The sequence below is a fragment of the Marinobacter salinisoli genome, assembly GCF_017301335.1.
In the GTDB taxonomy this organism is placed as follows: Bacteria; Pseudomonadota; Gammaproteobacteria; order Pseudomonadales; family Oleiphilaceae; genus Marinobacter; species Marinobacter salinisoli.
Map to the genome: position 1 here is coordinate 830,225 of NZ_CP071247.1, position 23,970 is coordinate 854,194.

General features: G+C 57.9%; 21 protein-coding genes. 1 reads left to right on the forward strand and 20 read right to left on the reverse strand.

All coding sequences use genetic code 11. From position 1 onward, the window contains the following. Positions 1-104: 104 nt before the first annotated feature. The 17 genes from LPB19_RS03750 to LPB19_RS03830 form a co-directional block, all read right to left on the reverse strand. The gene (locus LPB19_RS03750; RefSeq protein WP_206644780.1) at positions 105-728 is read right to left on the reverse strand and encodes a hypothetical protein; all 624 of its coding nucleotides are present in this window, start codon (positions 726-728) and stop codon (positions 105-107) included. 91 nt (positions 729-819) lie between these two features. Continuing rightward, positions 820-2,652 carry a glutamine--fructose-6-phosphate transaminase (isomerizing) gene (gene glmS, locus LPB19_RS03755; RefSeq protein ID WP_206644781.1) on the reverse strand — a complete coding sequence of 611 codons (1,833 nt, stop codon included), beginning with the start codon at positions 2,650-2,652 and terminating at the stop codon, positions 820-822. A gap of 31 nt (positions 2,653-2,683) precedes the next feature. Further along, a complete protein-coding gene (gene glmU / locus LPB19_RS03760; protein ID WP_206644782.1) occupies positions 2,684-4,048 on the reverse strand; it encodes a bifunctional UDP-N-acetylglucosamine diphosphorylase/glucosamine-1-phosphate N-acetyltransferase GlmU in 1,365 nt (454 codons plus the stop codon). Between the two features lie 154 nt (positions 4,049-4,202). Next, on the reverse strand, positions 4,203-4,625 hold the full coding sequence (locus tag LPB19_RS03765; protein ID WP_206644783.1) for a F0F1 ATP synthase subunit epsilon: 423 nt from the start codon (positions 4,623-4,625) through the stop codon (positions 4,203-4,205). Positions 4,626-4,660: 35 nt separating this feature from the next. Continuing rightward, positions 4,661-6,055, reverse strand: coding sequence for a F0F1 ATP synthase subunit beta (gene atpD / locus LPB19_RS03770; RefSeq protein ID WP_206644784.1), 1,395 nt, complete (start codon positions 6,053-6,055; stop codon positions 4,661-4,663). 55 nt (positions 6,056-6,110) lie between these two features. Further along, positions 6,111-6,971, reverse strand: coding sequence for a F0F1 ATP synthase subunit gamma (gene atpG / locus LPB19_RS03775; protein WP_206644785.1), 861 nt, complete (start codon positions 6,969-6,971; stop codon positions 6,111-6,113). A gap of 74 nt (positions 6,972-7,045) precedes the next feature. Next, positions 7,046-8,590 carry a F0F1 ATP synthase subunit alpha gene (gene atpA / locus LPB19_RS03780; protein WP_206644786.1) on the reverse strand — a complete coding sequence of 515 codons (1,545 nt, stop codon included), beginning with the start codon at positions 8,588-8,590 and terminating at the stop codon, positions 7,046-7,048. Between the two features lie 28 nt (positions 8,591-8,618). Next, positions 8,619-9,155, reverse strand: a complete 537-nt coding sequence (locus LPB19_RS03785; RefSeq protein ID WP_206644787.1) for a F0F1 ATP synthase subunit delta — start codon at positions 9,153-9,155, stop codon at positions 8,619-8,621. Positions 9,156-9,167: 12 nt separating this feature from the next. Then, positions 9,168-9,638: a F0F1 ATP synthase subunit B gene (locus tag LPB19_RS03790; RefSeq protein ID WP_206644788.1), complete on the reverse strand. Its 471-nt coding sequence runs from the start codon at positions 9,636-9,638 to the stop codon at positions 9,168-9,170. 86 nt (positions 9,639-9,724) lie between these two features. Next, on the reverse strand, positions 9,725-9,952 hold the full coding sequence (atpE, locus tag LPB19_RS03795) for a F0F1 ATP synthase subunit C (protein ID WP_088558629.1): 228 nt from the start codon (positions 9,950-9,952) through the stop codon (positions 9,725-9,727). Positions 9,953-10,005: 53 nt separating this feature from the next. After that, positions 10,006-10,860 carry a F0F1 ATP synthase subunit A gene (atpB, locus tag LPB19_RS03800; RefSeq protein ID WP_206644789.1) on the reverse strand — a complete coding sequence of 285 codons (855 nt, stop codon included), beginning with the start codon at positions 10,858-10,860 and terminating at the stop codon, positions 10,006-10,008. Between the two features lie 15 nt (positions 10,861-10,875). After that, complete coding sequence (locus LPB19_RS03805; RefSeq protein ID WP_206644790.1) at positions 10,876-11,268, reverse strand: ATP synthase subunit I; 393 nt, start codon at positions 11,266-11,268, stop codon at positions 10,876-10,878. 210 nt (positions 11,269-11,478) lie between these two features. After that, the gene (locus tag LPB19_RS03810; protein ID WP_206644791.1) at positions 11,479-12,354 is read right to left on the reverse strand and encodes a ParB/RepB/Spo0J family partition protein; all 876 of its coding nucleotides are present in this window, start codon (positions 12,352-12,354) and stop codon (positions 11,479-11,481) included. A 60-nt stretch (positions 12,355-12,414) separates the two neighbouring features. Further along, complete coding sequence (locus LPB19_RS03815) at positions 12,415-13,209, reverse strand: ParA family protein (protein ID WP_206644792.1); 795 nt, start codon at positions 13,207-13,209, stop codon at positions 12,415-12,417. 33 nt (positions 13,210-13,242) lie between these two features. Then, entirely contained in the window at positions 13,243-13,875 is a 633-nt protein-coding gene (gene rsmG, locus LPB19_RS03820; RefSeq protein ID WP_206644793.1) for a 16S rRNA (guanine(527)-N(7))-methyltransferase RsmG, read from the reverse strand. Between the two features lie 9 nt (positions 13,876-13,884). Beyond that, positions 13,885-15,771 carry a tRNA uridine-5-carboxymethylaminomethyl(34) synthesis enzyme MnmG gene (gene mnmG / locus LPB19_RS03825; protein WP_206644794.1) on the reverse strand — a complete coding sequence of 629 codons (1,887 nt, stop codon included), beginning with the start codon at positions 15,769-15,771 and terminating at the stop codon, positions 13,885-13,887. Between the two features lie 338 nt (positions 15,772-16,109). Continuing rightward, the gene (locus LPB19_RS03830) at positions 16,110-17,408 is read right to left on the reverse strand and encodes an MFS transporter (protein WP_206644795.1); all 1,299 of its coding nucleotides are present in this window, start codon (positions 17,406-17,408) and stop codon (positions 16,110-16,112) included. A 222-nt stretch (positions 17,409-17,630) separates the two neighbouring features. On the opposite strand from LPB19_RS03830, the gene LPB19_RS03835 reads away from it, so the two are divergent. Then, complete coding sequence (locus LPB19_RS03835; protein WP_206644796.1) at positions 17,631-18,905, forward strand: EAL domain-containing protein; 1,275 nt, start codon at positions 17,631-17,633, stop codon at positions 18,903-18,905. Between the two features lie 6 nt (positions 18,906-18,911). Here LPB19_RS03835 and LPB19_RS03840 read toward each other — a convergent pair whose 3' ends face one another. From LPB19_RS03840 to LPB19_RS03850, 3 genes are read right to left on the reverse strand one after another with little or no spacing between them, the layout of a single operon-like run. After that, positions 18,912-22,058: an efflux RND transporter permease subunit gene (locus tag LPB19_RS03840; RefSeq protein ID WP_206644797.1), complete on the reverse strand. Its 3,147-nt coding sequence runs from the start codon at positions 22,056-22,058 to the stop codon at positions 18,912-18,914. A gap of 2 nt (positions 22,059-22,060) precedes the next feature. Then, complete coding sequence (locus LPB19_RS03845; protein WP_206644798.1) at positions 22,061-23,155, reverse strand: efflux RND transporter periplasmic adaptor subunit; 1,095 nt, start codon at positions 23,153-23,155, stop codon at positions 22,061-22,063. Positions 23,156-23,180: 25 nt separating this feature from the next. Next, complete coding sequence (locus LPB19_RS03850; RefSeq protein ID WP_407943949.1) at positions 23,181-23,672, reverse strand: DUF3833 domain-containing protein; 492 nt, start codon at positions 23,670-23,672, stop codon at positions 23,181-23,183. Positions 23,673-23,970 lie beyond the last annotated feature (298 nt).

The following is a 23,970-nucleotide window of genomic DNA, read 5'->3' on the forward strand; positions in this document are numbered from 1 at the left end:
GCCAACGCAGAACCTTTTCGGAATAAATAATTAGCAGATAGTAGAGCTCAAAAGAGCGTAAGTCTGCTTAACGTCGCACACAACAACTATAAGAGAAGCGGCTTTTACCAGTCTGTGCTCATATCGCTGTTCGAGCCATCCTCATCGTCGCCCATCCATTCATAAAGAGCGGCGAGATGGGGGTAGACAGCCTGAATATCCTCTTCCGGAACGGTTTTAACCGTCTCAGAGACACTGTTCATATAGGTCGCCATGGATCTCAGGTTTTGTTCAATATCTGCCCTCATCTCCTGAGGCAGGTCTTTCGGCAGGTTTTGAAGGTAGGCGTCGATATCTCCAGGTGTCCTCGGTGAATTCAACGCCAGTTGAGCCGCCGGATCATTTCTGACCTGAATAGCCATCGCCGCGGCCATGACGCGGTCCGCAACGGCACCAAACGCTTCAGGGCTCTCGAAGCCGTTGTCTTCAATGATGGACTCAAGCTTGTGGAAAGCGGGGTGCGACTTGCTCTGCTCTACCAGTGAACTGAACATGTCGGAGGGATCGGAATCGAGGGGCGCGCTTTCGTCATCCAAGTCGACAAATTCGTCACCAATAGCCTGAATTTCCGCAAGGCAATTGATGACATTCACGACGTCGTTGCTGGTCAGCGGGGCGGAAACCGCAAAGGTTCCCCAGAGCAACCCCGAAACGAACAGTAAGGGACGGAAAAGTTTTGAAATCAACACAATAGACACTCCTTGTCTTGTAGTTCGCGGAACCCGGCAATCCCTGCCAGGATAAGCAGAGGCCCCGTGGAGTTATCCACAGGGCCTCCAATCACTCTACCGTCACGCTCTTGGCCAGATTCCGGGGCTGATCCACATCCGTGCCTTTGAGCACAGCAACATGATACGACAGCAACTGAAGCGGAACGGTGTAAACGATGGGGGCGGTGATTTCATGGACCGGGGGAATCTGCATCACGTGGATGGCGTCTTCTTCCTTCACGTCAGCGGCCTTGTCAGCGAACACAAAGAGCTCCCCACCCCGCGCCCGAACTTCTTCCAGGTTGGACTTGAGTTTTTCCAGCAGCTCGTTGTTGGGCGCTACCGTGACCACGGGCATTTCATTATCAACCAGCGCCAGCGGGCCGTGCTTCAGCTCACCAGCGGGATAGGCTTCGGCATGGATGTAGGAGATTTCCTTGAGCTTGAGCGCCCCTTCGAGGGCCACTGGGAACTGGGAACCACGCCCAAGGAACAGGCTATGATGCTTGTCCATGAAAGCCTTGGACAGCTCGGCAATCTCGCCATCCAGAGCCAGCACCTGCTCGACCTGTGCCGGTAGCTGATGGATGGCGCGGACAATGTCCGCTTCCCGCTCTTCGGAAAGCCCGTTCTTGCGGGCAAGTGCCAGCGTGAAAATCAGCAGGGCTGTCAGCTGGGTGGTAAAGGCCTTGGTTGAAGCGACCCCGATTTCCGGGCCCGCCTGGGTCATGATCACCAGGTCGGATTCACGGACCAGGGAACTTCCCGGCACGTTGCAGATGGCCAGTGCTGCGCGGAACCCCGCTTCCTTGGCCTGACGAAGGGCCGCCAGGGTATCCGCAGTTTCGCCCGACTGGGAAATGCACAGGAACAGCGTGTTTTTCTGGATCACATGCTTGCGATAGCGGAATTCAGACGCCACTTCCACTGAACAGGCAACCCCGGCCAGTTCCTCAATCCAGTAACGGGCCACCATCCCGGCATGGTAACTGGTGCCGCAGGCGATGATCTGAACATGGTTGACGTCCTGCAGCAGATTGGCCGCTTCCGTCCCCAACGCCTGCTCCAGAACCCGGCTGTCGGTAACTCGACCTTCCATGGTGGCTTTAATCACCTTGGGCTGCTCGTAGATTTCCTTGAGCATGAAGTGGCGATACTCGCCTTTGTCGGCGGAATCCGCACCATGTTCGAAGCGGGTAATCTTGCGCTCGACCGGGGTGCCTTCACGGTCGTGAATGGTCACACTGTCATGGCGGATATCGGCAATGTCACCTTCCTCCATGAACACAAAACGGTCGGTGACCGGCAGCAGCGCCAGCTGATCGGAGGCAATGAAGTTTTCCCCAATCCCGACACCGATAACCAGAGGGCTGCCTTCCCGGCACACCACCATGTGGTCGGGCTCATCGGAGTGGACAACGGCCAGCGCATAGGCGCCACGAAGGCGGGTAATGGCGGCTTTTACCGACTCATAAAGCGCGCCAAGCTGGCGGTAATTCTTCTCGATAAGGTGAACGACAACCTCGGTGTCGGTCTGTGAGGTGAACTCGAAGCCGTCGGCTCTCAGTTCCTCACGGAGCTCCTGGTAATTCTCGATAATCCCGTTATGTACAATCGCCAGCCGGTCACCGGACATGTGCGGATGGGCATTGATCTGCGACGGTTCACCGTGCGTTGCCCAGCGCGTGTGGGCGATACCCATGTGGCCGGAAAGCGGGTTCGCTTCGACAGCCTCGGCGAGGGAAGCCACCTTGCCGACTTCCCGGGCACGCTGAATGGCATTGGCGCCATCCACCACAGCCATGCCGGCAGAATCGTAGCCGCGATATTCCAATCGGCGCAGCCCCTCGAGCAGAATGCCCTGAACGTCCCTTTCCGAAACTGCACCTACAATTCCACACATACTGATGTCACCTGTCTTTTAAATGTCTTGCTTAATCTTTGGCCGGCCGTTCCCAGCCGGAGATATTCTTCTGCCGGCCCCGGGCTACCGCCAGTTCCCCGTCAGCCACATTCCGGGTAATCGTGGACCCGGCACCGATGGTCGCGTCTCTGGCCAATTCCACCGGCGCAACCAGCGCGGTATTCGACCCGACGAACACACCATCACCAATGACCGTGCGATGCTTGTTTACGCCATCATAATTGCAGGTGATCGTGCCTGCACCCACATTCACGTTGCGGCCAAGTGAGGCGTCCCCCACATAACTAAGATGGTTGATTTTGCTGCCTTCGCCAACCACGGCTTTCTTGGTTTCGACAAAGTTACCAACCTTGGTGCCGGAGGCGAGCTCAGTCCCCGGACGCAGGCGGGCAAAGGGGCCAATTTCAGCGTTCTCGCCGACGATGGCGCCTTCGATCACACTGTGCGCCTTGATGGTTGCACCAGCGCCAATCCGGGCATCTTTAATCACGCACCCCGGACCAATGGCCACATTGCTTCCCAGCTCAACCCGGCCTTCAAACACTGAGTTGATATCAATAAAAATATCGTTGCCGATGATCAGCTCACCACGGACGTCCAATCTGGAGGGATCGGCCAACGTTGCGCCTTCAGTCATCAGGCGATTGGCCTCGTTGCGCTGAAACCAACGCTCGAGTTCTGCCAGTTGGAGCCGATTGTTCACGCCCTGAACCTCGAATTCGTTCGCAGGCTGAGAGACTGACACCTTGAGGTCATTAGCGACCGACATCGCGATGATGTCCGTCAGATAATACTCACCCTGGGCATTGGCGTTGGACAGTTCGGGTAACCAGGTCTTCAGGTGCTTTGCAGACACCGCCAGAATCCCGGTATTTACCTCCTGGATCGCCTGCTGAATGTCGTTGGCGTCCTTTTGCTCAACGATTTCCGTCACCTGGCCCATTTCGTTGCGTACAATCCGGCCATAGCCAGAGGGGTCGTCCAGGGTAACGGTAAGCAGCCCCAGCGTTTGCTCATCCAGTTCGTTGACCATTGGCGCCAGGGTTTCCTGCCGAATCAAAGGCACATCGCCGTAGAGCACCAAAACCCTCGCGTGGTCTGGCAGATCTGGCAACGCCTGTGCGACAGCATGACCTGTGCCCAATTGCTCGCTCTGCATCACCCAGTTAACCGTTGATTCGTCGGTGGCTTCACGCACCTTTTCCGCACCATGGCCGATGACGGCATGAATTTTTTCCGCCCCAAGCCGCTTGGCCGTGGCGATCACATGATGAAGCATAGGACGTCCAGCGATGGAATGTAGCACTTTCGGGAGTGCCGATTTCATTCGCGAGCCTTGGCCGGCTGCCAGAATTACAACGTGTAACGGGTTCATTATGGTGTACCCCTTTCAACGAACGAGTTTCAATTCTCAAAAATAAAAAACCGCGACCCGAAAGACCGGCAGGGCCTGTCAGGGAACGACAAACTCTGCCAATTTTTTCAGGACGCGGTCTTTAGCTGGCAAGCTCAAAACCGGTAGAAACGCGTTATCGAACGTTTTTACGCAGTTTCTGCAGCGTGCGAAGCTGGGCAGCAGCTTCTGCCAACTCCATGGCCGCACGTGAGTATTCGAATTCGCCAGTTTTGTTCGCCAGTGCTTTTTCGGCTTCTTTCTGCGCTTCCAATGCCGCAGCCTCGTCCACATCCTTGGCACGAACGGCGGTATCAGCCATCAGAGTAATGATATTCGGCTGTACTTCCAGATAACCTCCGGAAACGTACAGAACCTCTTCTTCACCACCCTGTTTGACGATCCGCACAGCTCCGGGCTTAAGAGCCGTCAGTAGGGGAGCATGGCCATACTGGATACCCATCTCACCTTCAGTTCCGGTAGCGGTCAGAACCTCAACCAGTCCGGAAAAGATTTTCTCTTCGGCACTTACGACGTCACAGTGTACGGTCATAACCATCTTCTACGCCTCTTGCGTCAGAAAGGGAAGGAGGCTTATTTGCCTTCCTTCGCTTTCATTTCCTTCGCCTTCTCGATAGCTTCTTCGATGCCACCACACATGTAGAAGGCCTGCTCCGGCATATCATCGTAATCGCCGTTGAGGATGCCCTCGAAGCTGGCGATCGTCTCTTTCAGGGAGACATACTTACCAGGGGAACCGGTAAATACTTCGGCTACGTGGAATGGCTGAGACAGGAACCGCTCGATCTTACGGGCCCGTGACACTGTCAGCTTATCGTCTTCGGACAGCTCATCCATACCCAGGATCGCAATGATGTCCTTCAGTTCCTTGTAACGCTGCAGAACGTTCTGAACACCACGAGCTACATTGTAGTGCTGCTCGCCGATGATCAGCGGATCCAACTGACGAGAGGTGGAGTCCAGTGGATCGATCGCCGGGTAAATACCCTTGGAAGCGATGTCACGGCTCAGTACCACGGTCGCGTCCAGGTGGGAGAAGGTGGTTGCCGGAGACGGGTCGGTCAAGTCATCCGCCGGTACGTACACCGCCTGGATAGACGTGATGGAGCCGGTCTTGGTGGAGGTAATACGCTCCTGCAGCTCACCCATCTCCTGGGCCAGAGTCGGCTGGTAACCTACCGCGGAAGGCATACGGCCCAGCAGTGCAGATACCTCGGTACCGGCCAGGGTGTAACGGTAGATGTTGTCAACGAACAACAGTACGTCACGGCCTTCGTCACGGAACTTCTCAGCCATGGTGAGACCGGTCAGGGCCACACGCAGACGGTTTCCGGGGGGTTCGTTCATCTGACCGTAAACCATGGCCACTTTATCCAGAACGTTAGACTCCTTCATTTCGTAGTAGAAGTCGTTACCTTCCCGGGTCCGCTCACCAACACCGGCGAATACCGAGAGACCGGAGTGCTCTTTCGCGATGTTGTTGATCAGTTCCATCATGTTTACGGTCTTACCGACACCGGCACCACCGAACAGACCGACTTTACCACCCTTGGCGAACGGGCAAATCAGGTCGATAACCTTGATACCGGTTTCCAACAGGTCTGCAGAAGCAGACTGATCGGCATAACCCGGCGCTTTGCGGTGGATTGCCCAACGCTCTTCTTCACCGATGTCACCCTGTTCGTCAATAGGACGACCCAGCACGTCCATGATGCGGCCCAGAGTCTGGGTACCCACCGGGACGGAGATCGGTGCATTGGTGTTGGTTGCGGTCAGGCCACGCTTGAGGCCTTCGGTGCTGCCCATCGCGATGGTACGTACAACACCGTCGCCCAGCTGCTGCTGGACTTCCAGAGTTGTATCGCCACCTTCAAGCAGCAGTGCGTCATATACTTTTGGCACGGCGTCACGTGGAAATTCCACGTCGATAACCGCGCCAATGATCTGAACGATTTGTCCGCTACTCATGCTCGGTTCCTCGTTATCTTAATAGTCAATAAAACCAGTAGGATCGTGGGCGGGATCAGACCGATGCCGCGCCGCTCACAATCTCCGAAATCTCTTGCGTGATGGCTGCCTGACGGGCCTTGTTGTAGACCAGCTGGAGCTCATCAATAATGCTGCCTGCGTTATCGGTCGCGCTCTTCATCGCAATCATCCGGGCAGCTTGCTCGCAAGCCAGATTCTCAACCACGCCCTGATATACCTGGGATTCAATGTAGCGTGGCATCAACCCGTCTAGGATGGGGCGGGAATCAGGCTCATAGATGTAATCCCACTGGTGACCAACGTCTTCGTCCTCGCCTTCAGGCAAAGGCAGAAGCTGCAGCGATCTTGGGCTTTGCGTCATGGTATTGACGAATTCGTTGCTAACCAGGAACAAACGATCGATCTGCCCTGATTCAAACGAGTCCAGCATGACCTTAACGTTGCCGATCAACTTTTCTGAACTTGGGTTATCACCCAGATGGGTCAGCGCTGCAACCACGTTCCCGCCATAATTACGGAAAAAGGATGCACCTTTCTGCCCAATCGCACAGAGGTCGGTCTCAACACCTTGCTCTTTCCATTCACGCATTTCACGCACAAGAAGCTTGAACACGTTAGCATTCAGGCCACCACAGAGTCCCCGATCAGAGGACACCACAATGTAGCCTACACGCTTTACGTCACGCTCCTGCATGAACGGATGCCGGTAATCCTGGTTCGCCTTGGCGATATGCCCGATTACCTGGCGCATCTTGTCCGCATAAGGGCGAGTTGCCTGCATGCGTTCCTGAGCTTTACGCATTTTACTCGCCGCAACCATTTCCATGGCGCTGGTTATCTTTTGCGTGCTCTTGATGCTTCCGATTTGGTTACGTATTTCCTTTCCGACGGCCATAACTCACTGCCTTCTCAAGTTAGACACTCGTTGCTACGAAACTGGCCTGCAACCTCGGTTGCAGGCCCACTTTCTTACCAGCTCTGAGTGGTCTTGAATTTCTCCAGTGCAGCTTTCAGGCCGGCAGCGATTTCATCGTTGAAATCACCTTTCACGTTGATCTTGTCCAGCAGTTCTTTCTGCTCGGAGCGCATCCAGTCGAGGAGCTGCGCTTCGAAGCTGACTACTTTGTCAACATCAACGTCGTCCAGGAAGCCTTCGTTGGCTGCAAACAGAACCGTACCCATTTCAGCCACAGACAGCGGGCTGTACTGGTTCTGCTTCATGAGTTCGGTAACACGCTGACCGTGCTCCAGCTGCTTACGGGTTGCTTCATCAAGGTCAGAAGCAAACTGGGCAAATGCCGCCAGTTCCCGGTATTGGGCCAGAGCCAGACGGATGTTACCGCCGAGCTTCTTCATGATCTTGGTCTGGGCTGCACCACCTACCCGGGATACAGAGATACCGGCGTTCATCGCCGGGCGGATACCGGAGTTGAACAGGTTGGTTTCCAGGAAGATCTGACCGTCGGTGATAGAGATAACGTTGGTCGGTACGAACGCGGAAACGTCACCGGCCTGAGTCTCGATGATCGGCAGTGCGGTCAGAGAACCGGTCTGGCCTTTCACTTCACCGTTGGTGAGCTGCTCTACGTAGTCAGCGTTAACGCGCGATGCACGCTCCAGCAGACGTGAGTGCAGGTAGAAAACGTCACCCGGGTAAGCTTCACGGCCCGGTGGACGACGCAACAACAGTGAGATCTGACGATAAGCAACCGCCTGCTTGGACAGATCGTCATAAACGATCAGCGCGTCTTCACCACGATCGCGGAAGTATTCACCCATGGAGGTACCGGAATACGGAGCCAGGAACTGCATCGCTGCAGGATCGGCTGCACCAGCGGCAACAACGATGGTGTGATCCATCGCACCGTGCTCTTCCAGCTTGCGCACAACCGCAGCGATGGAAGACTGTTTCTGGCCCACGGCGACGTAGATACACTTGATGCCGGTGTTCTTCTGGTTGATGATCGCGTCAATGGCCACGGCAGTTTTACCGATCTGACGGTCACCGATAATCAGCTCTCGCTGACCACGACCAACCGGAACCATGGTGTCGATCGCCTTCAGACCAGTCTGTACCGGCTCGTCAACGGACTGACGAGCGATAACGCCCGGCGCGACCTTCTCAACCGGAGAGGTCAGGTCAGTGCCCAGATCGCCCTTGCCGTCGATCGGGTTACCCAGACCGTCGACAACGCGGCCCAGCAGTTCCGGACCAACCGGTACTTCCAGGATGCGACCGGTGCAACGCACTTTCTGACCTTCGGCCAGATCCTCGTAGTCACCCAGCACAACCGCACCAACGGAATCGCGCTCCAGGTTCAGCGCCATGCCAAAAGTGCCGTTGGCGAATTCAATCATCTCACCGTACATTACGTCGGCAAGACCGTGGATCAGCACGATGCCGTCAGAAACGGACAGGATCGTACCTTCATTTTTTCCTTCGGAAGAGATATCGAGTTTTTCAATTCTCTTCTTGATAATGTCACTGATCTCGGATGGATTCAGTTGCTGCATGCCTTTGTCCTCAAACCTTGTGCTGAAATCAGGAGCCCAGAGCCTTGGCCATCTTGGCCAGCTTGCCCTTGACTGAAGCGTCGATAACCAGATCGCCCGTATCCACAACAACGCCACCAATCAGGGACTGATCGACGGTGCTTTCCAGGGCTACCTTGCGCTCCAGCTTCTTGGACAGCGCGTCAATAAGCTTCTGCTGCTGCTCTTCGGTCATTTCGAAAGCTGTGCTCACCTTGAGGTTTACCGTGCGCTCGAAATCAGCACGATACAGGCGGAACAGAGATGAAATTTCCGGCAACAGCGCCAGACGCTTGTTTTCAGCGAGAATCAACAGGAAATTTCTGAGTGCTTCCGGCAACGGCTCTTCAAAACATTCTGCGAAGAGTTCGGCCTTGCGAGCCTCAGACAGGCCAGGAGTGGCCAGGATGTTCTTCACCTCTTGGTCAGCCGCTACCTGAGCTGCGAAAGCCAGCGCCTGATCCCAGGGATCAACGGCATTCTGATCTTGCGCTGCGCCAAAAACGGCCTTCGCATAGGGTCGGGCTAACGTAGTAAGTTCTGCCATGGTGACCCTCTTTTAGAGTTCTGCGGCCAGCTTTTCCAGCATCTCGCTGTGAGCTTTGGCATCGACAGAGGTTTCCAGAATTTTCTCGGCACCTGCAACAGCCAGTGTTGCCACTTCCGCTCTCAGTGCATCGCGAGCCTGGACACGCTCCTGCTGAATTTCCGCCCGTGCCTGATCAAGGATTTTTTCGCCTTCTTTGCGAGCATCTTCCTTGGAGGCTTCTACAATCTGGGCAGCACGCTTGTTTGCCTGATCGATAAGCGCAGCAGATTCTTCTTTCGCTTTCTGGAGTTCCCGGGTGGCTTTTTGTTGCGCCAGCTCAAGATCCAGAGATGCGCGATCTGCAGCAGAAAGGCCATCGGCTATTTTTTTCTGACGCTCTGCCATGGCGGCCGTAATGGGCGGCCAAACATATTTGACGCAGAACCAGACGAAAATAGCGAAGGCAATCGATTGCCCTATCAACGTAAGGTTTATATTCACGGCGATATACCTCTTGCTATTCGTTGCGTCCCGGTTAACGGGAAGTAGGGCGCGGTATCTACCAACGCCCTAAGGTCTCGTTTTAATTAACCAGCAACAACGAAGATCAGGTACATAGCAATACCAACACCGATCATAGGTACGGCGTCGAGCAGACCAGCCATGATGAAGGCTTTGGTTTGCAGCTGGTTGGCCATTTCAGGCTGACGAGCAGTGGAATCCAGAAGCTTGCCGCCCAGCAGACCGAAACCGATACCGGCGCCCAGAGCACCCAGACCGATGATAAGCGCAGCTGCGATGTATACCATTTCCATTGAAGACTCCTCAGTTTTTCAGATAGTTAAGGGTTTGTTAATTAAAGGGTTAATCAGTGATCTTCGTGTGCTGCACTGAGGTAAACCACAGTAAGCACAGTAAAAATAAAGGCCTGAAGCGGGATCACCAGAATATGGAAGATCGCCCAGGGAACGTTCAGTGTCCACTGAACCCACAGGGGCAGCAACGCAATCAGGATGAAGACAACTTCACCAGCGTACATGTTACCAAACAGACGCAGCGCCAGACTGATCGGTTTGATAATCAGAGCCAGTATTTCCAGCAACAGATTGAACGGAACCATAGACCAATGGTTGAACGGGTTAAAGGCCAGCTCCTTACTGAAGCCACCAACGCCTTTTACCTTGAAGCTGTAAAACAGGATCAGCAGGAAAACACCGATTGAGATACCGAAGGTACCATTGGGGTCGGTTGTCGGAACGATCTTGAAGTACTCAAGCCCCATCGCATGTGCGATCGACGGAATGTAATCGACCGGAATCAGCTTCAGGATGTTCATCAGCAGAATCCAGACGAAAATGGTCAGTGCCAGCGGGGCAATCACAGGGTTCTTGCCGTGGAATACGTCACGGACAATGCCCTGAACAAATTCGACGGTCATTTCGACCAGGTTCTGCACACCGCTTGGTGCACCGGCCGTTGCTTTATTGGCGACAAAACGGAACAGCCCAAGGAACAACAGGCCCATTGCGATGGACCAGCCCAGGGTGTCCACATGCAGCGCCATAAAGCCCATGTCGGTTGCTTCCTGACCGGTTCTTGCGAAGGTCCAGGTGGCCTCCTCAATTACCGAGCCATCCGCCCGTTCATAGCCTGCGGGGAGCTTACCGTAGGTAAGGTTGGTTAGGTGGTGTTTTATATACTCTACTGGGGTATCAGCTGCCATACTGCTCTCGTCCAGTCATCGCTGTGGTCGCGGCCGGATAAGCCAGCGCAACGCCGTACCTATCACAACCATCACAGCAAAAGTGAATAACAGAGCCGGCCCGTGGACTGACTCCATCAAAGTGAAAACGGCCGCAAAAAAAACTGCGGTAAGGGCAATCTTTATACTGACTGCCCTGAACATGTTATTGACCGCCAGATGCATTTGGCGGGCGCCCCCGAACCGATAGGAGCGATGAGCAAAATACGCGTTGGGTACGATAAAGATTAAACCGCCGATAAACGCGGAGTACCCGGCCGCTTTGCTTTCCATGAGCCACAGAAGACTGAGGACGACTGCAACAACCATCTCTATGATCAACCACTCTTTAAGTGGTACGTACGTGATGGCCTTTTTGGAACCTGTCATGTCATCAGCTGTGTATACAAGCGCGCGAAATTATATTGGTTAAGCGATAGCTCTTCAACAAAAACCCACAAGTCGAAGCCCGAAACATGAGTATCCATAGGCTCTGGGCGTTCCTCCCGATTGGCCATGAACCGCCTCAGCAAATACATGCAGATACGACTTTGATGCGATTACAACCATCGAGAATTCGGGATCAAACGACGGCGATCCCTACTGAATGTGGCCTAAAATGCCGTCGAGTTCATCGAGCGAACTGTACTCGATGACCAGCTTGCCCTTGCCCCGTTGCCCATGGGCAATGGACACCCGGGCGCCGAGCCGTTCGGCCAAATCGTCCTGAAGGGCTCGGATATTAGGGTCCAGCGCGGCCGGCTCTCGTTTCTTGCTGTCCGGTGTTTCCTGCTGGATTCGCCGCACCAGGGCTTCGGTCTGACGGACCGAGAGGGACTTGGCCACCACCTGCTTGGCAACCTGCATCTGCTGCTCTGGCGGCAGGGTCAACATCGCACGGCCATGACCCATTTCGAGGTCACCGTGTTCCAGCATCAGGCGGACATCCTCAGTCAGACCAATCAAACGCAGCAGGTTGGTGATGGTGGTTCGGGACTTACCCACAGCCTCCGCCACCTGGGCCTGGGTGAGGCCGAATTCGTCCTGAAGGCGCTGGAGCGCAAAGGCTTCTTCAATCGGGTTCAGATTTTCGCGCTGGATGTTTTCAATCAGCGCCATGGCAATGGCGGCTTCATCCGGCACATCCCGGATGATGGCAGGAATCCGGTCCAGGTCCGCCATCTGGGTGGCCCGCCAGCGCCGTTCACCGGCGATCAGCTCGTATCGGCCTTCACCGAGGGGGCGAATGACCACCGGCTGCATGACGCCCTGCTGACGGATGGAGTCGGCCAGCTCCTGCAACGCGGCCGGATCCATATCCCGGCGGGGCTGGTAACGTCCGCGCTGGATCAGATCAATCGGCACCTCACGAAGTTCACCGTCGTGTTCGCTGACTTCCTGATCCAGATTGACCTTGGACCCCGCCAACAGGGCTCCGAGTCCACGCTCGCCCAGTCCTCTTTTCTTCGCCGCCATGGTGTCAGTCATTCTTCCCGTTGTAATTCGATCGATGTCATTCAATGACAGGGCTGTATGTTACACCGCAACCGGCTCAGATGTCTTTTTTGCGCCATGCCGACGAACCATCTCGCCAGCGAGCGCCAGATATGCGACCGCGCCTTTCGAGGCACGGTCATATTTCAGGGCAGGCATGCCGTAGCTGGGCGCTTCCGCCAGCCGAACGTTACGTGGAATCACCGCGCGGTAGACCTTGTCCCCGAAATACTCACTGAGCTGGGCGGAAACGTCCAGGGTCAGGCTGTTCCGGGGGTCGTACATGGTGCGCAGCAAGCCCTCGATCTCGAGGTCCGGATTGACCGTTTCCTGAATTTGCTCGACCGTATTCATCAGGGCGGCAAGACCTTCGAGGGCGTAATACTCGCACTGCATCGGGATGAGCACCGAATCCGCCGCTGACAGGGCGTTCACGGTCAGCAGACTGAGCGACGGCGGGCAATCGATGAGGATGTAGTCGTAGTCGTCACGAACGCTGTTCAGGGCCAGGCGTAACCGGTGCTCGCGGCCGATTTCGTTCATCAGCTCCACTTCCGCCGCGGTCAGGTCACCGTTGGCGGGCAGCAATTTGAATCCGGAGGCTTCGGCCAGAAAGACCACCTCGGCGGCCGAGGCGCGCTTGGTAAGGACATCGTATCCCGACAGCTTGAGGGTGTTCTTATCCACCCCACTCCCCATGGTGGCATTGCCCTGTGGATCCATATCCACCAGCAGAACCCGACGCTTGATGGCAGCCAGAGACGCAGCAAGGTTGACACAGGTGGTGGTTTTGCCCACACCGCCTTTTTGGTTGGTCACTGCGATCACGCGCGCCATGTCAGGTCTCCTGTTTGGGGATGTCTGGAAATACTAAGTCCGGCCGACCACCAGAAGGTGACGTTCGCCATCTGCTCCGGGAACCGCCAGTGTATGACGGGATTTTACCTGCCAGCGGGCAGGAAGGGCAGCCACCTCATCATCCGGAAACTGGCCTTTCATGGCAAGAAACTCACCATCCTTTGCCAACAGCTCGCCACACCAGTTCACCAGGTTATCAAGGGCCGTGAACGCCCGACTGCTGATCTGGCTGAACGGCCGTTCAGGCTGGCAATGCTCGGCGCGGCCGTGGATCACTGAAACGTTAGTGAGGCCCAGCTCCAGGACACACTGATTGAGGAAGCGGGTTTTCTTGCCGTTGCTATCGAGCAGGGTGAACCGGCGTTCGGGCAGGACAATGGCCAGCGGAATGCCCGGCAGCCCGCCACCAGCGCCCACATCCAACAGGTGCTCGGTTTGCACCCAAGGCAGAATGCTCAGGCTGTCGAGCAGTTGTCGGGACACCATTTCCTGCTCATTGCGAACCGCCGTCAGGTTGTAGGCCCGGTTCCATTTATTGAGCAAACCCAGAAACGCCAGCAACTGGTTCTGCTGGCCTTCTGACAGGGAAAGGTTCATTGCTGCCAGCCCGTCCACGAGCTGGCGCTGCCACAGGTCATTGATCATAAGCGTGGCTCAGGCACTCTGTTTCTTGAGCAAGTCACGCTTCTTGAGATGCACCAGAATCTGGCTGATGGCAGCCGGGGTGACGCCCTGAATCCGCGAGGCCTGGGCCACCGTTTCCGGGCGCACGGCCTGCAGCTTCTGCTTGATCTCATTCGACAGACCACCAATCCGGTCGTAATCCAGCTCGAGCGGCAAACGGGTATTCTCGTTCCGGCGCAAGCGTTCGATTTCATCGGCCTGGCGGGAAATGTAACCCTCGTACTTGATCTCGATTTCGACCTGGTCAGCCACGTTCGCATCGCTGACCCGTTCGGCCCCGATGTCCGCGATGTGGCTGTAGTCAATTTCCGGGCGGCGCAGCAATTCCGCCAGTGACTGGTCGCGGTTCATCGGCTGCTTCAGGAAGCCGTTGGCACGCTCGCCCGCCTCGGTGTTCGGATGAATCCGGGTGGATTCGAGTCGGCTGCGCTCCTGGCCAATGGCCTCGCGCTTGTCATTGAACTTGCGCCAGCGATCGTCATCCACCAGGCCAAGCTTGCGGCCCATATCGGTCAGGCGCAGATCGGCGTTGTCTTCCCGCAGAATCAGTCGGTATTCCGCGCGGCTGGTGAACATCCGGTACGGCTCGCTGGTGCCCATGGTAATCAGGTCATCCACCAGTACGCCCAGATACGCCTCGTCACGGCGCGGGTACCACTCGTCTTTCTCCTGCGCTCTGAGGGCTGCGTTGATGCCCGCCAACAGACCCTGGGCGCCGGCCTCTTCATAGCCAGTGGTGCCATTGATCTGGCCGGCGAAGTACAGGCCCCTGATGAACTTGGTTTCCAGGGTGTGACGCAGGTCCTGAGGATTCAAGTAATCGTATTCAATGGCGTAGCCCGGCCGGGTGATGTGCGCGTTCTCGAACCCCGGGATGGAGCGCACCGCCGCCAGCTGAACATCGAACGGCAGGCTGGTGGAAATACCATTGGGGTATAGCTCGTTGGTGGTCAGGCCTTCGGGTTCGACGAAAATCTGGTGCGAATCCTTGTCGGCAAAGCGGTTCACCTTGTCCTCGATGGAAGGGCAATAGCGGGGCCCCACGCCTTCGATGCTGCCGGCAAACATGGGCGAGCGATCGAATCCGCTACGGATAATGTCGTGGGTCTGCTCGGTGGTTCGGGTGACGTAACAGCAGATCTGTTCAGGGTGCTCTGCCCGGCTGCCCACGAACGACATCACCGGCGTCGGGGTGTCTCCCCACTGCTCGTCCATCACGGAAAAATCCACCGAGCGGGCGTCGATGCGCGGTGGAGTGCCGGTTTTCAGGCGGCCGACGTTGAACGGAAGTTCCCGCAGGCGGGCCGCCAGTGCGTTGGCCGGCGCATCCCCGGCACGTCCGCCAGCATGGTTCTGCATACCGATGTGGATAACCCCGCCCAAAAAGGTTCCGGTGGTCAGTACCACGCTGTCGGCCAGGAACCGGATGCCGGTCTGGGTCACGACACCGGTGACCACGTCGTTTTCCACAATCAGATCGTCCGCCGCCTGCTGGAACAGGGTCAGATTGGGCTGGTTTTCCAGCGCGTGACGCACCGCCGCCTTGTACAGAACGCGGTCGGCCTGGGCGCGGGTCGCACGCACGGCCGGGCCCTTGCGACTGTTCAGCACCCGGAACTGAATACCCGCCTGATCGGTGGCCCTCGCCATGAGGCCGCCGAGCGCGTCAATTTCTTTCACCAGGTGGCTCTTGCCGATGCCCCCGATAGCCGGGTTACAGGACATCTGGCCCAGGGTCTCAATGTTGTGTGTCAGCAACAGGGTCTGCGACCCCATGCGGGCTGCCGCCAGAGCAGCTTCGGTACCGGCATGGCCGCCACCAATGACAATGACATCGAAACGAGTCGGAAAATCCACAGTTCACCTCAGAAATCGGGGGATATAAGCAGGGCGGCGAGTATAACGCCTTGCCCCTGAAAATGCAGTTTGAATGCGCAAATTTTAACCAGCACGACTGCGTGGTGGAAGTGGTACAGACCGAAACGGGCTGGAAAAACGGTCTTCGCAGGCCCTTTAACCGTAGGGAAATGCCGAAATTCATGTTTTTTCAGGGCCTTGTATTCGCCTCCTCAGAAACTTTTTCAATAAGTTATCCACAGAAAAAAAGGTTCCAAAAACTACGTAAAAAATCGTCAAATTATTGTTTTTAATATAATAAAAACAATTACTCCAGAGGTTATCCGTAGGTTGTTCAACTATTTATCCACAGATGTAATGGGCGCTTGAGTACGCAGGTAGGTCACAAGCAGGAAAACCAGCAGGTTGGCCAGCGAAAGCAGCAGCAGAAATGCAGGGATCGACAGTTTCAACCCGCCCAGAGCCACCATGCCCATCAGGGCGCTGCTTACCATGAACAGCGCATTGATCACATTCAGAGCGGCAATAATCCGGGCGCGCTGACGGGCCGGCGTTTCGTGCTGGATAAACGCATAGAGCGGCACGATGAACAGCCCCCCGCAAACCCCCACACCCACCAGGTCCATCAACACCCGCAGATAGACCGGATCAGTCAACATCGTCAACCAGGTGGACGGTTGCGGAGCGCCCGGCACCGCAAAAAACAGATCGATACCAAACACGCTCAGACCCAGCGCGCCCCAGGGCACCGGTTTCAGGGAGATGGCATGTCCGGTCAGACGCTCACACAGGGATGCGCCCAGCGCAATACCAATGGTGAACAGAGCCAGCAGCAGCGTAACCACGGTCTCGTCACCACGCAGGTGAACACGGGAAAAGTTCGGGAACTGCGTCAGGTACGCCGCGCCCAGAAACCAGAACCAGGAAATGGCGAGGATGGCCAGCAGAACCGGCCGGCGCTGGGCGGCGAGCATCATCAGACGCCAGGTCTCCACCACCGGGCGTAGCCGCACCGCCACGGTCGCATGGCGGTCATGGGTGGGAGGAACCCGGCGCGCCGCCAGATAACCAAGTACCGCCATCAGCACCACGGCTATCGCCGTGACGCGATCGGAGGCAGCCAGCCCCATGATCAACCCGGCGGCGATGGTTCCCAGCAGGATGGCGACAAAGGTACCCATGCTCACCAGGCCGTTGCCCCCAACCAGCTCATCGTCGGACAGCACCTGTGGAAGAATGGCGTATTTCACCGGCCCGAAGAACGTTGACTGGGTCCCCATCAGAAACAGCAGCAACAACAACAACTCATACCAGCCCCACCAGAGCCCGAGGGCTGCCAGCGCCATGATCACGATTTCCACCAGCTTGACCCAGCGGATAATGCGGGATTTCTCGTAATGGTCCGCTAACTGGCCGGCAATCCCGGAAAACAGAAAAAACGGCAGGATGAACAGAAACGCCGCCAGGTTGACCACCACATCCACGGACAGGCCCATCAACCCACCGGTACTGAACGTGATCAACAACAGCAGGGCGTTCTTGTACAGGTTGTCGTTGAACGCCCCGGAGAACTGGGTCAGGTAGAAGGGCAGAAACCGCCGCTCTGCCAATAACCGGAACTGACTGCGCGCTGTCATAAACATCCTTTTTGGTGCACCGAGCCCGCGATGTAGCACCGCTGCGCACTACATTTGCGCGTTGCCGTGGCCGGGTCAAAGCGGGCAAACACCGGGTCGTCATCAAAGTGTGCGAGATGGCACGATTTTCGCGATTAATTAGGCTGCTACGGAAAGCGCCAGCGATTGCATCAACTTATCAAGGACAGCCTTAACCGCGAGCACGTTCAGAGATTGTCATCCATGAGTAACCTAGCCCGACTTGGCACCCACCGCCACGCCTTTTGCCAGCATGGCCACAGCCAGCGACTTATCCACAGCCACCAGTTCAAGTCGGTTTACCAGCCCATATTAAGCCCCACCCACCAGAAACTCGTGGGCTATGAAGCCCTGGTCAGGGTGTCCCGGGATCATCAAACGGTGTCACCGGTCGCCCTGTTTGAGCGGGCAGCGCAGCTGAATCAGACACCGGAACTGGACCGTCACCTGCTGGATCTTCATCTGGATAACTTCAGCGTCCATTCGCATCCGGCCTGGTTGTTCCTGAACATCAATCCGGGTACCTGTGAACATCCGGAAGATGCCCTGCAACGGTTGGCCGAGCGGTGCACGCTGCGGGGTATCCAACCGGAACAGGTGGTGCTTGAGCTGATTGAAACCGCCTCGGGCGATCACCAGGCGCTGATGACCTTTATCCACAACGCGAAAATGCTCGGCTTCAACATCGCCATTGACGATTTTGGCGTGGGCGACTCCAACTTCGAACGGCTTTGGCGCATCAACCCGATGATCGTCAAACTGGACCGGAGCCTGCTGGTTAACGCGGAACACAACTGTCGCGCCCGACTCCTGCTGGAGAGCCTGATCCGAATGATTCGGGAGAGCGGCAGTCTGGTGTTACTCGAAGGTGTGGAAAGTGATGACCAGGCCCGGATCGCCATCGAGACCGAAGTCGATCTCCTGCAGGGATATTGCTTTGCCCGCCCATCCGCTTTATCGAACCTGCTCGCGGGCCAGGCGGAGGCTGAGCTCGAAGTCGTTATCCACAGGTCCCGGAAAGTCTCGTTGGAGGATGTGCAAAGCCGGGAAAACTACCTGCGCCAGTTGCAGTTGGTTATACGCAAGGCGTGCCGCCGGTTGGTTCAGGGCGAGAGCTTGCCGTGCGTCTCGGACAATTTACTGGCGCTGGACGGAATTCAGCGCTGCTTTTTGCTGGATCACCGCGGTGTGCAACAGGGCAGTCTGGCCCGAGCCCGTGACGACGTTGGTTACCATCAATTCAACCCGCTGTATCAATCCGCCGGCGCCTGCTGGAAACACCGGGAATATTTCCAGAACGCGCAAGCCTTCCCCGAGCGCATCAACTGCTCCCGTCCTTACGTCGCACTGCCCGACGCCAAGCGCACCGTGACGTTATCCACAGCCATCGACAACCCGCAGGGCCATCGCGTCATGTGTGTGGACATTCACCCCGATGAACTCTTCGCCGGCCAGATGACCTTTCCCGCCACCCTCTGACCCGACTCAAAAGTCCTCCGCCCTGCCCTGCGGCGTGGCGGACCGGCCAGCGCCACCGGCGGGACCGCTGGCCTGCCGGTCCAGCTCGCGGGCAATGGCGTTGGTCGGGCGCGTGAAGCGGGCCAGCAAGCTGTACAGCACCGGAATCAGGAACAGCGTCAAGGTGGTGGCAAACAGCAGGCCGCCGAGAATCACCATGCCGATGGAGGCCCGGCTTTCGGCGCCGGCACCGGTGGCCAGCACCAGGGGGACGGCACCAAAGATGGTGGAAACGGTGGTCATCAGCACCGGCCGGAACCGCAGACTGGCGCCTTTGAGGATGGCGTCTTTGATCTCGTAACCCCGGTCCCGCAACTGGTTGGCAAACTCCACGATCAGGATACCGTTCTTGGCCATCAGCCCAAGCAGCATGATGATGCCAATCTGGCTGTAGATATTCAGGCTGATGCCAGAGAACCAGAGTGCCAGTAAGGCCCCGGTGACCGCCAGCGGCACCGACAGCATGATGATCAGCGGGTGAATCCAGCTTTCGAATTGGGCCGCCAGCACCAGAAACACCACCACAAAGGCCAGTCCGAAGGTGAAGTAGATGGCGGCCGAGGACTCCTCGAACTCTCGCGCCAGGCCCTGATAACTGGTCCGAGCTTCCGGCGGAAGGTTATCCACAGCCAGGGTGTTGAGGTAATCAACCGCCGATCCCAGATCGTAACCCTCGGCCAGTGAGCCGCTGATCACCACCGCCGGCAGGCGGTCGATGCGTTTCAGGTCCGGGTTGGTGCCCTCTTCCTGCACCGTCACCAGAGCCTGCAGGGGAATCAGCTCGCCCTCGTCCCCGGTACGCATGAAGATCTGCCCCAGATCCTCCGGGGTGGCGCGATCATTATCGGCCGCCTGCACGATCACCTCGTATTCCTGGCCCCGGTCCACGTAGGTGGTGACATTGCGTGACGCCAGCAAGGTTTGTAGCGTGGTGCCGACGTCCTGCACGGTGATTCCCAGATCCGCCGCCCGCTCCCGATCAATCGACACCCGCAGTTCCGGGCTGGTGAGTTCAAAGTCACGATCCAGGTTCAACAGGTTGGGGTTGGCCCGGGCTCGCTCCAGGATATCCTTGCTCCAGGCCTGCACCGATTCATAGTCCGGGCCGGCAACCACAAACTCCAGGGGTTGGCCGAAGCCCCGCCGGCCAAGGCCAGAGGGGTTTACCGCCACGGTGCGGATGCCGGACACCTGTGCGAGGCTGGCGCGCAGCTCGGTGGTGATGCTTTGTTGCTTCTGCAGCCTCTGCTCCCAGGGGCTGAGCCCGAGGATCAGGAAGGCGTTATCCTCTTCATCACGAAAACCGACAATGGCCAGCAGGCGGTCCGCCGCGTCGTTGTCCAGGTAGGGCATCAGAATCTGTTCCACCTGGCGCACATAATGATCGGTGTATTCCACGGTGGCCCCCCGGGGCGCACTGGCCGGCAGGATGATGATGCCCCGGTCTTCGGTCGGCGCCAGCTCCTGGGCCAGTTGGGGGTAAACCACCGCCGACACGAGCGTACCCACCAAACCCAGTCCGATCAGCAGTCCCGGCTGGCGCAGTGAGGCGCCAAGCAGGCGCTCGTAGCCACGGGTCAGGCCCGAGAACACGCGCTCACTGGCGGCCCACAGGCGATGCCCTTCCTCGGATTCCGGGCTGTGTCGCAGCCACTTCGAGCACAGCATCGGAGCCAGCGTCAGCGCCACCAGGCTCGACACCACCACCGCAGCGGCCAGGGTGAAACCGAACTCCGCGAACAATCGGCCAGCATTGCCACCCATGAAGGAAATCGGCACGAACACCGCCACCAGGGTGAGCGTGGTGGCCACCACGGCAAAGGCCACCTGCCGGGCCCCCCGATAGGACGCCAGCAACGCCGGCTCGCCCTGATCGATGCGACGCTGAATGTTCTCCAGCATCACGATGGCATCGTCGACCACCAGGCCGATGGCCAGAATCACCGCCAGCAGCGTCAGTACGTTGATGGAAAAGCCGAGGAATCCGAGCCCGATGAACGCGCCGATCACGGCCACCGGAATGGTCACCGCCGGAATCAGGGTGGCACGCCAGGAGCGCAGGAACACGAAGATCACCAGTACCACCAGCGACACCGCAATGGCCAGCGTGGTGAGCACTTCCCGGGTTGAGGCCCGGATGAAGATGGATTCGTCGTAGCTGCGCGTGAGTGTGACTTCCGGCGGCAGGGTGTCGCGGATGCTGTCGATTTCCGCCTGCACGGCATCGGACACCGCGACAATGTTGGACTTGGACTGGCGAATGATGCCCAGGCCAACAGCGGTCTGACCGTCGGCCCGTAACCGGGTGATGTCAGATTCTACCCCCATGTCGACAGTGGCCACATCACCCAGTCGTAGCAGGCTTGCCTCGTCCCGGCGCAGTACCAGCTCGCGGAATTCGGCCACTGTGGATAACCGGCCATCGGCACGCACCGTAAACCTGCGGTTGGCGGAATCCACGGACCCTGCCGGGAATTCCACATTATTGCTGCGCAGGGCCTGCTCGACCTCGGCAACGGTGATATCCCGGGCCGCCATGCGCTCCAGATCCAGCCAGACCCGAATTGCATAGCGCCGCTCGCCACCGATAAAGACATCCGCCACCCCTTCCAGCACCGACAGGCGGTCGACCAGCACACGGTCGGCAAAATCAGTGAGCTCGGCACTGCCCCAGACATCACTGCGCAGGGTGACCCAGAGCACCGGGCGGGCGTCGGAATCGGCCTTGCTGACGGTGGGCGCATCGGCCTCATCGGGCAACTCGTCCGCCACCCGGGCAACGGCATCGCGGACATCATTGGCGGCAATGTCGACATCCCGGCTTGTGGAAAACTCCACGCTGGTGCGGGATTCGCCCTGCTCGGTGGAGGATTCGATGGACCGGATGCCCTCGATACTGCTGATCGCCCCTTCGATCACCTGGGTAATCTGGGTGTCCACCACCTCGGCCGCAGCCCCCGGGTAATTGGTGGCGATGGACACCACCGGCGGGTCAATGTCGGGGTATTCCCGCACCGGCAGTCCCAGCAACGCGGCGACGCCGAACACCACAATCAGCAGGCTGACCACGGTGGCAAACACCGGGCGTTTGATGGAGAGGTCCGACAACACCACAGTCAGGACTCCAGCGAACCGGCAAACCGGTTGTCCGGTATGGCGTTGGTGTCGTCCACCACCTCGATGCGTTCACCGCTGCTGAGCCGGTCCTGACCGGTGATCACCACCGCATCCTGCGGTCCCAGACCTTCGATGACTTCGACCTTGCCCGGCATGCGCGCGCCGGTGCGAATCGAAACCCGGCGTGCCAGGCCATCCTCCGCGATAAACACGTACTGTTGGTCGCCGCGAACCATCACCGCCTGCTCTGGAATCACCAGCGCCCGACGCTCTCTCAAGGTCACGGTGGCGGACATGAACTGGCCGGGGCGCAACCGGGCCTCGGGATTATCGATCAGGGCCCGCACCGGCAGCGTCCGGCTGCGCGCGTCCACACGGGTACCGAGCTTGACCAGCTCGCCGGCAAACATCATGTCCGGGAACGCCGGAGACAGCCCCTTGACCGGCAGGCCCGGGCGCAGGTCGGACAAAAAACGTTCCGGAATCGAGAAGTTGAGCTCCAGCCGGTCAATGTCGTCCAACGTGGTCAGCGGCGTTCCGGCCGGTACATAGGCACCCACGGACAGATCACTGAGGCCCACCACGCCGGCGAACGGCGCCTTGATGCGGTGGTTTTCCAGGCGCACCAGGGCCGCTTCGCGTTCCGCCTCTGCCACCCGCACGGTGGTGCCCAGCGCATCCACCTGGGATTGAGCAATACTGTTGTTGGCCTGCAGGCTGCGGGCCCGGTCCAGCTGACGGCGGGCATCCGCCAGACCAGCTTCGATCACCCTGAGATCCGCCCTCGCCTGGCGATCATCCAGCTGCACCAGCAGGTCTCCGCGCGCGACTTTCGCGCCCGGAACCAGATTGAGGGCAACCAGGCGACCGCTGACTTCCGCGGTCAGCTCGACCGCGCGCAGGGCTCTGAGGCTGCCCACCGCCCTGACCGAATCGCGAACCCTGTCCCATTCCGGCAACCGGGTGTTTACCACCCGCGCCGGACGTTCCAGCTGGCGTTCAGCGGTGGGGTCGGTCGCCAGCATGCGGTAGGTCACCAAGGCGCCAGAGGCCACCACTACCAGAATCAGCGCAATCAGCCATTGTTTCCACATAAGAGGTATGTCGGTTTCCCTGTTGTTATGGGCGCTTCTGGATCACCAGCACCACCTCGCCCACGTCAATCCCCCACTTGCTCATGGTGGTCTGGTTGATCAGGGTGTCGGGAGTGACCAGATACATCCAGTCATCCATTCGCACGTCCAGCGACCCATCGCCGTAAGCTACCTGAAGCACGTAATTCATGTGAATGGCATTGCCCTGCCAGCGCATCAGTCCGGGTTCCACCACATCGCCGGCGGTGGCCCGGTAGCCTTGCTCGACCGGGGTCAGGGTCCAGACCCGGGTCTGGACTTCACCATCATCAAACCGGAACACCTCATCCAGAGTGCCGGTGCCATCCTCCGCCCAGGACGCCCGGATGTCGGCATCAAACGTGCGGATCACCTCACCGGAGAAATCCTTTACCACGCCACGGGCGGATAAATCGCCGGTAAAAAATTCATTCGGGATCAGGGCCGGTTCCCGGGCCTGGTAATCCTCCAGTGAGGGCCCGGCACAGCCGGTCAGTATCCAGATCCAACACAGTAACCAGTGGGCGCGGATCGGGCCAGCTCGCTGGCCGCTATCAATCGGAATTTGCATGACTTTTACACTCGTAATGGTCTGTGGATAAACGCAAGTAACCTGCCAACTGATACGCCCCGAAGGCGGGCGTCGATCAACCCTGAACACGGCTATGCCGGCATCCGTCATTTCGGCCAATTCGCTCTTTTGACAAGGGGCCGGGCGATTTTCGTCAATGGCAGCCCGGGAGGAATCCCGTACAACCTGCGCTAATGGAGGCCGCCAATCTGACGCCTCCCCAAGA

Coding starts and splice junctions, on each gene's coding strand:
- glmS (WP_206644781.1), bottom strand. CDS start 2,652: ATGTGTGGAATTGTAGGTGCAGTTTCGGAAAGGGACGTTCAGGGCATT.
- glmU (WP_206644782.1), bottom strand. CDS start 4,048: ATGAACCCGTTACACGTTGTAATTCTGGCAGCCGGCCAAGGCTCGCGA.
- LPB19_RS03765 (WP_206644783.1), bottom strand. CDS start 4,625: ATGGTTATGACCGTACACTGTGACGTCGTAAGTGCCGAAGAGAAAATC.
- atpD (WP_206644784.1), bottom strand. CDS start 6,055: ATGAGTAGCGGACAAATCGTTCAGATCATTGGCGCGGTTATCGACGTG.
- atpG (WP_206644785.1), bottom strand. CDS start 6,971: ATGGCCGTCGGAAAGGAAATACGTAACCAAATCGGAAGCATCAAGAGC.
- atpA (WP_206644786.1), bottom strand. CDS start 8,590: ATGCAGCAACTGAATCCATCCGAGATCAGTGACATTATCAAGAAGAGA.
- LPB19_RS03785 (WP_206644787.1), bottom strand. CDS start 9,155: ATGGCAGAACTTACTACGTTAGCCCGACCCTATGCGAAGGCCGTTTTT.
- atpE (WP_088558629.1), bottom strand. CDS start 9,952: ATGGAAATGGTATACATCGCAGCTGCGCTTATCATCGGTCTGGGTGCT.
- atpB (WP_206644789.1), bottom strand. CDS start 10,860: ATGGCAGCTGATACCCCAGTAGAGTATATAAAACACCACCTAACCAAC.
- LPB19_RS03805 (WP_206644790.1), bottom strand. CDS start 11,268: ATGACAGGTTCCAAAAAGGCCATCACGTACGTACCACTTAAAGAGTGG.
- LPB19_RS03810 (WP_206644791.1), bottom strand. CDS start 12,354: ATGGCGGCGAAGAAAAGAGGACTGGGCGAGCGTGGACTCGGAGCCCTG.
- LPB19_RS03815 (WP_206644792.1), bottom strand. CDS start 13,209: ATGGCGCGCGTGATCGCAGTGACCAACCAAAAAGGCGGTGTGGGCAAA.
- rsmG (WP_206644793.1), bottom strand. CDS start 13,875: ATGATCAATGACCTGTGGCAGCGCCAGCTCGTGGACGGGCTGGCAGCA.
- LPB19_RS03830 (WP_206644795.1), bottom strand. CDS start 17,408: ATGACAGCGCGCAGTCAGTTCCGGTTATTGGCAGAGCGGCGGTTTCTG.
- LPB19_RS03835 (WP_206644796.1), top strand. CDS start 17,631: ATGAGTAACCTAGCCCGACTTGGCACCCACCGCCACGCCTTTTGCCAG.
- LPB19_RS03845 (WP_206644798.1), bottom strand. CDS start 23,155: ATGTGGAAACAATGGCTGATTGCGCTGATTCTGGTAGTGGTGGCCTCT.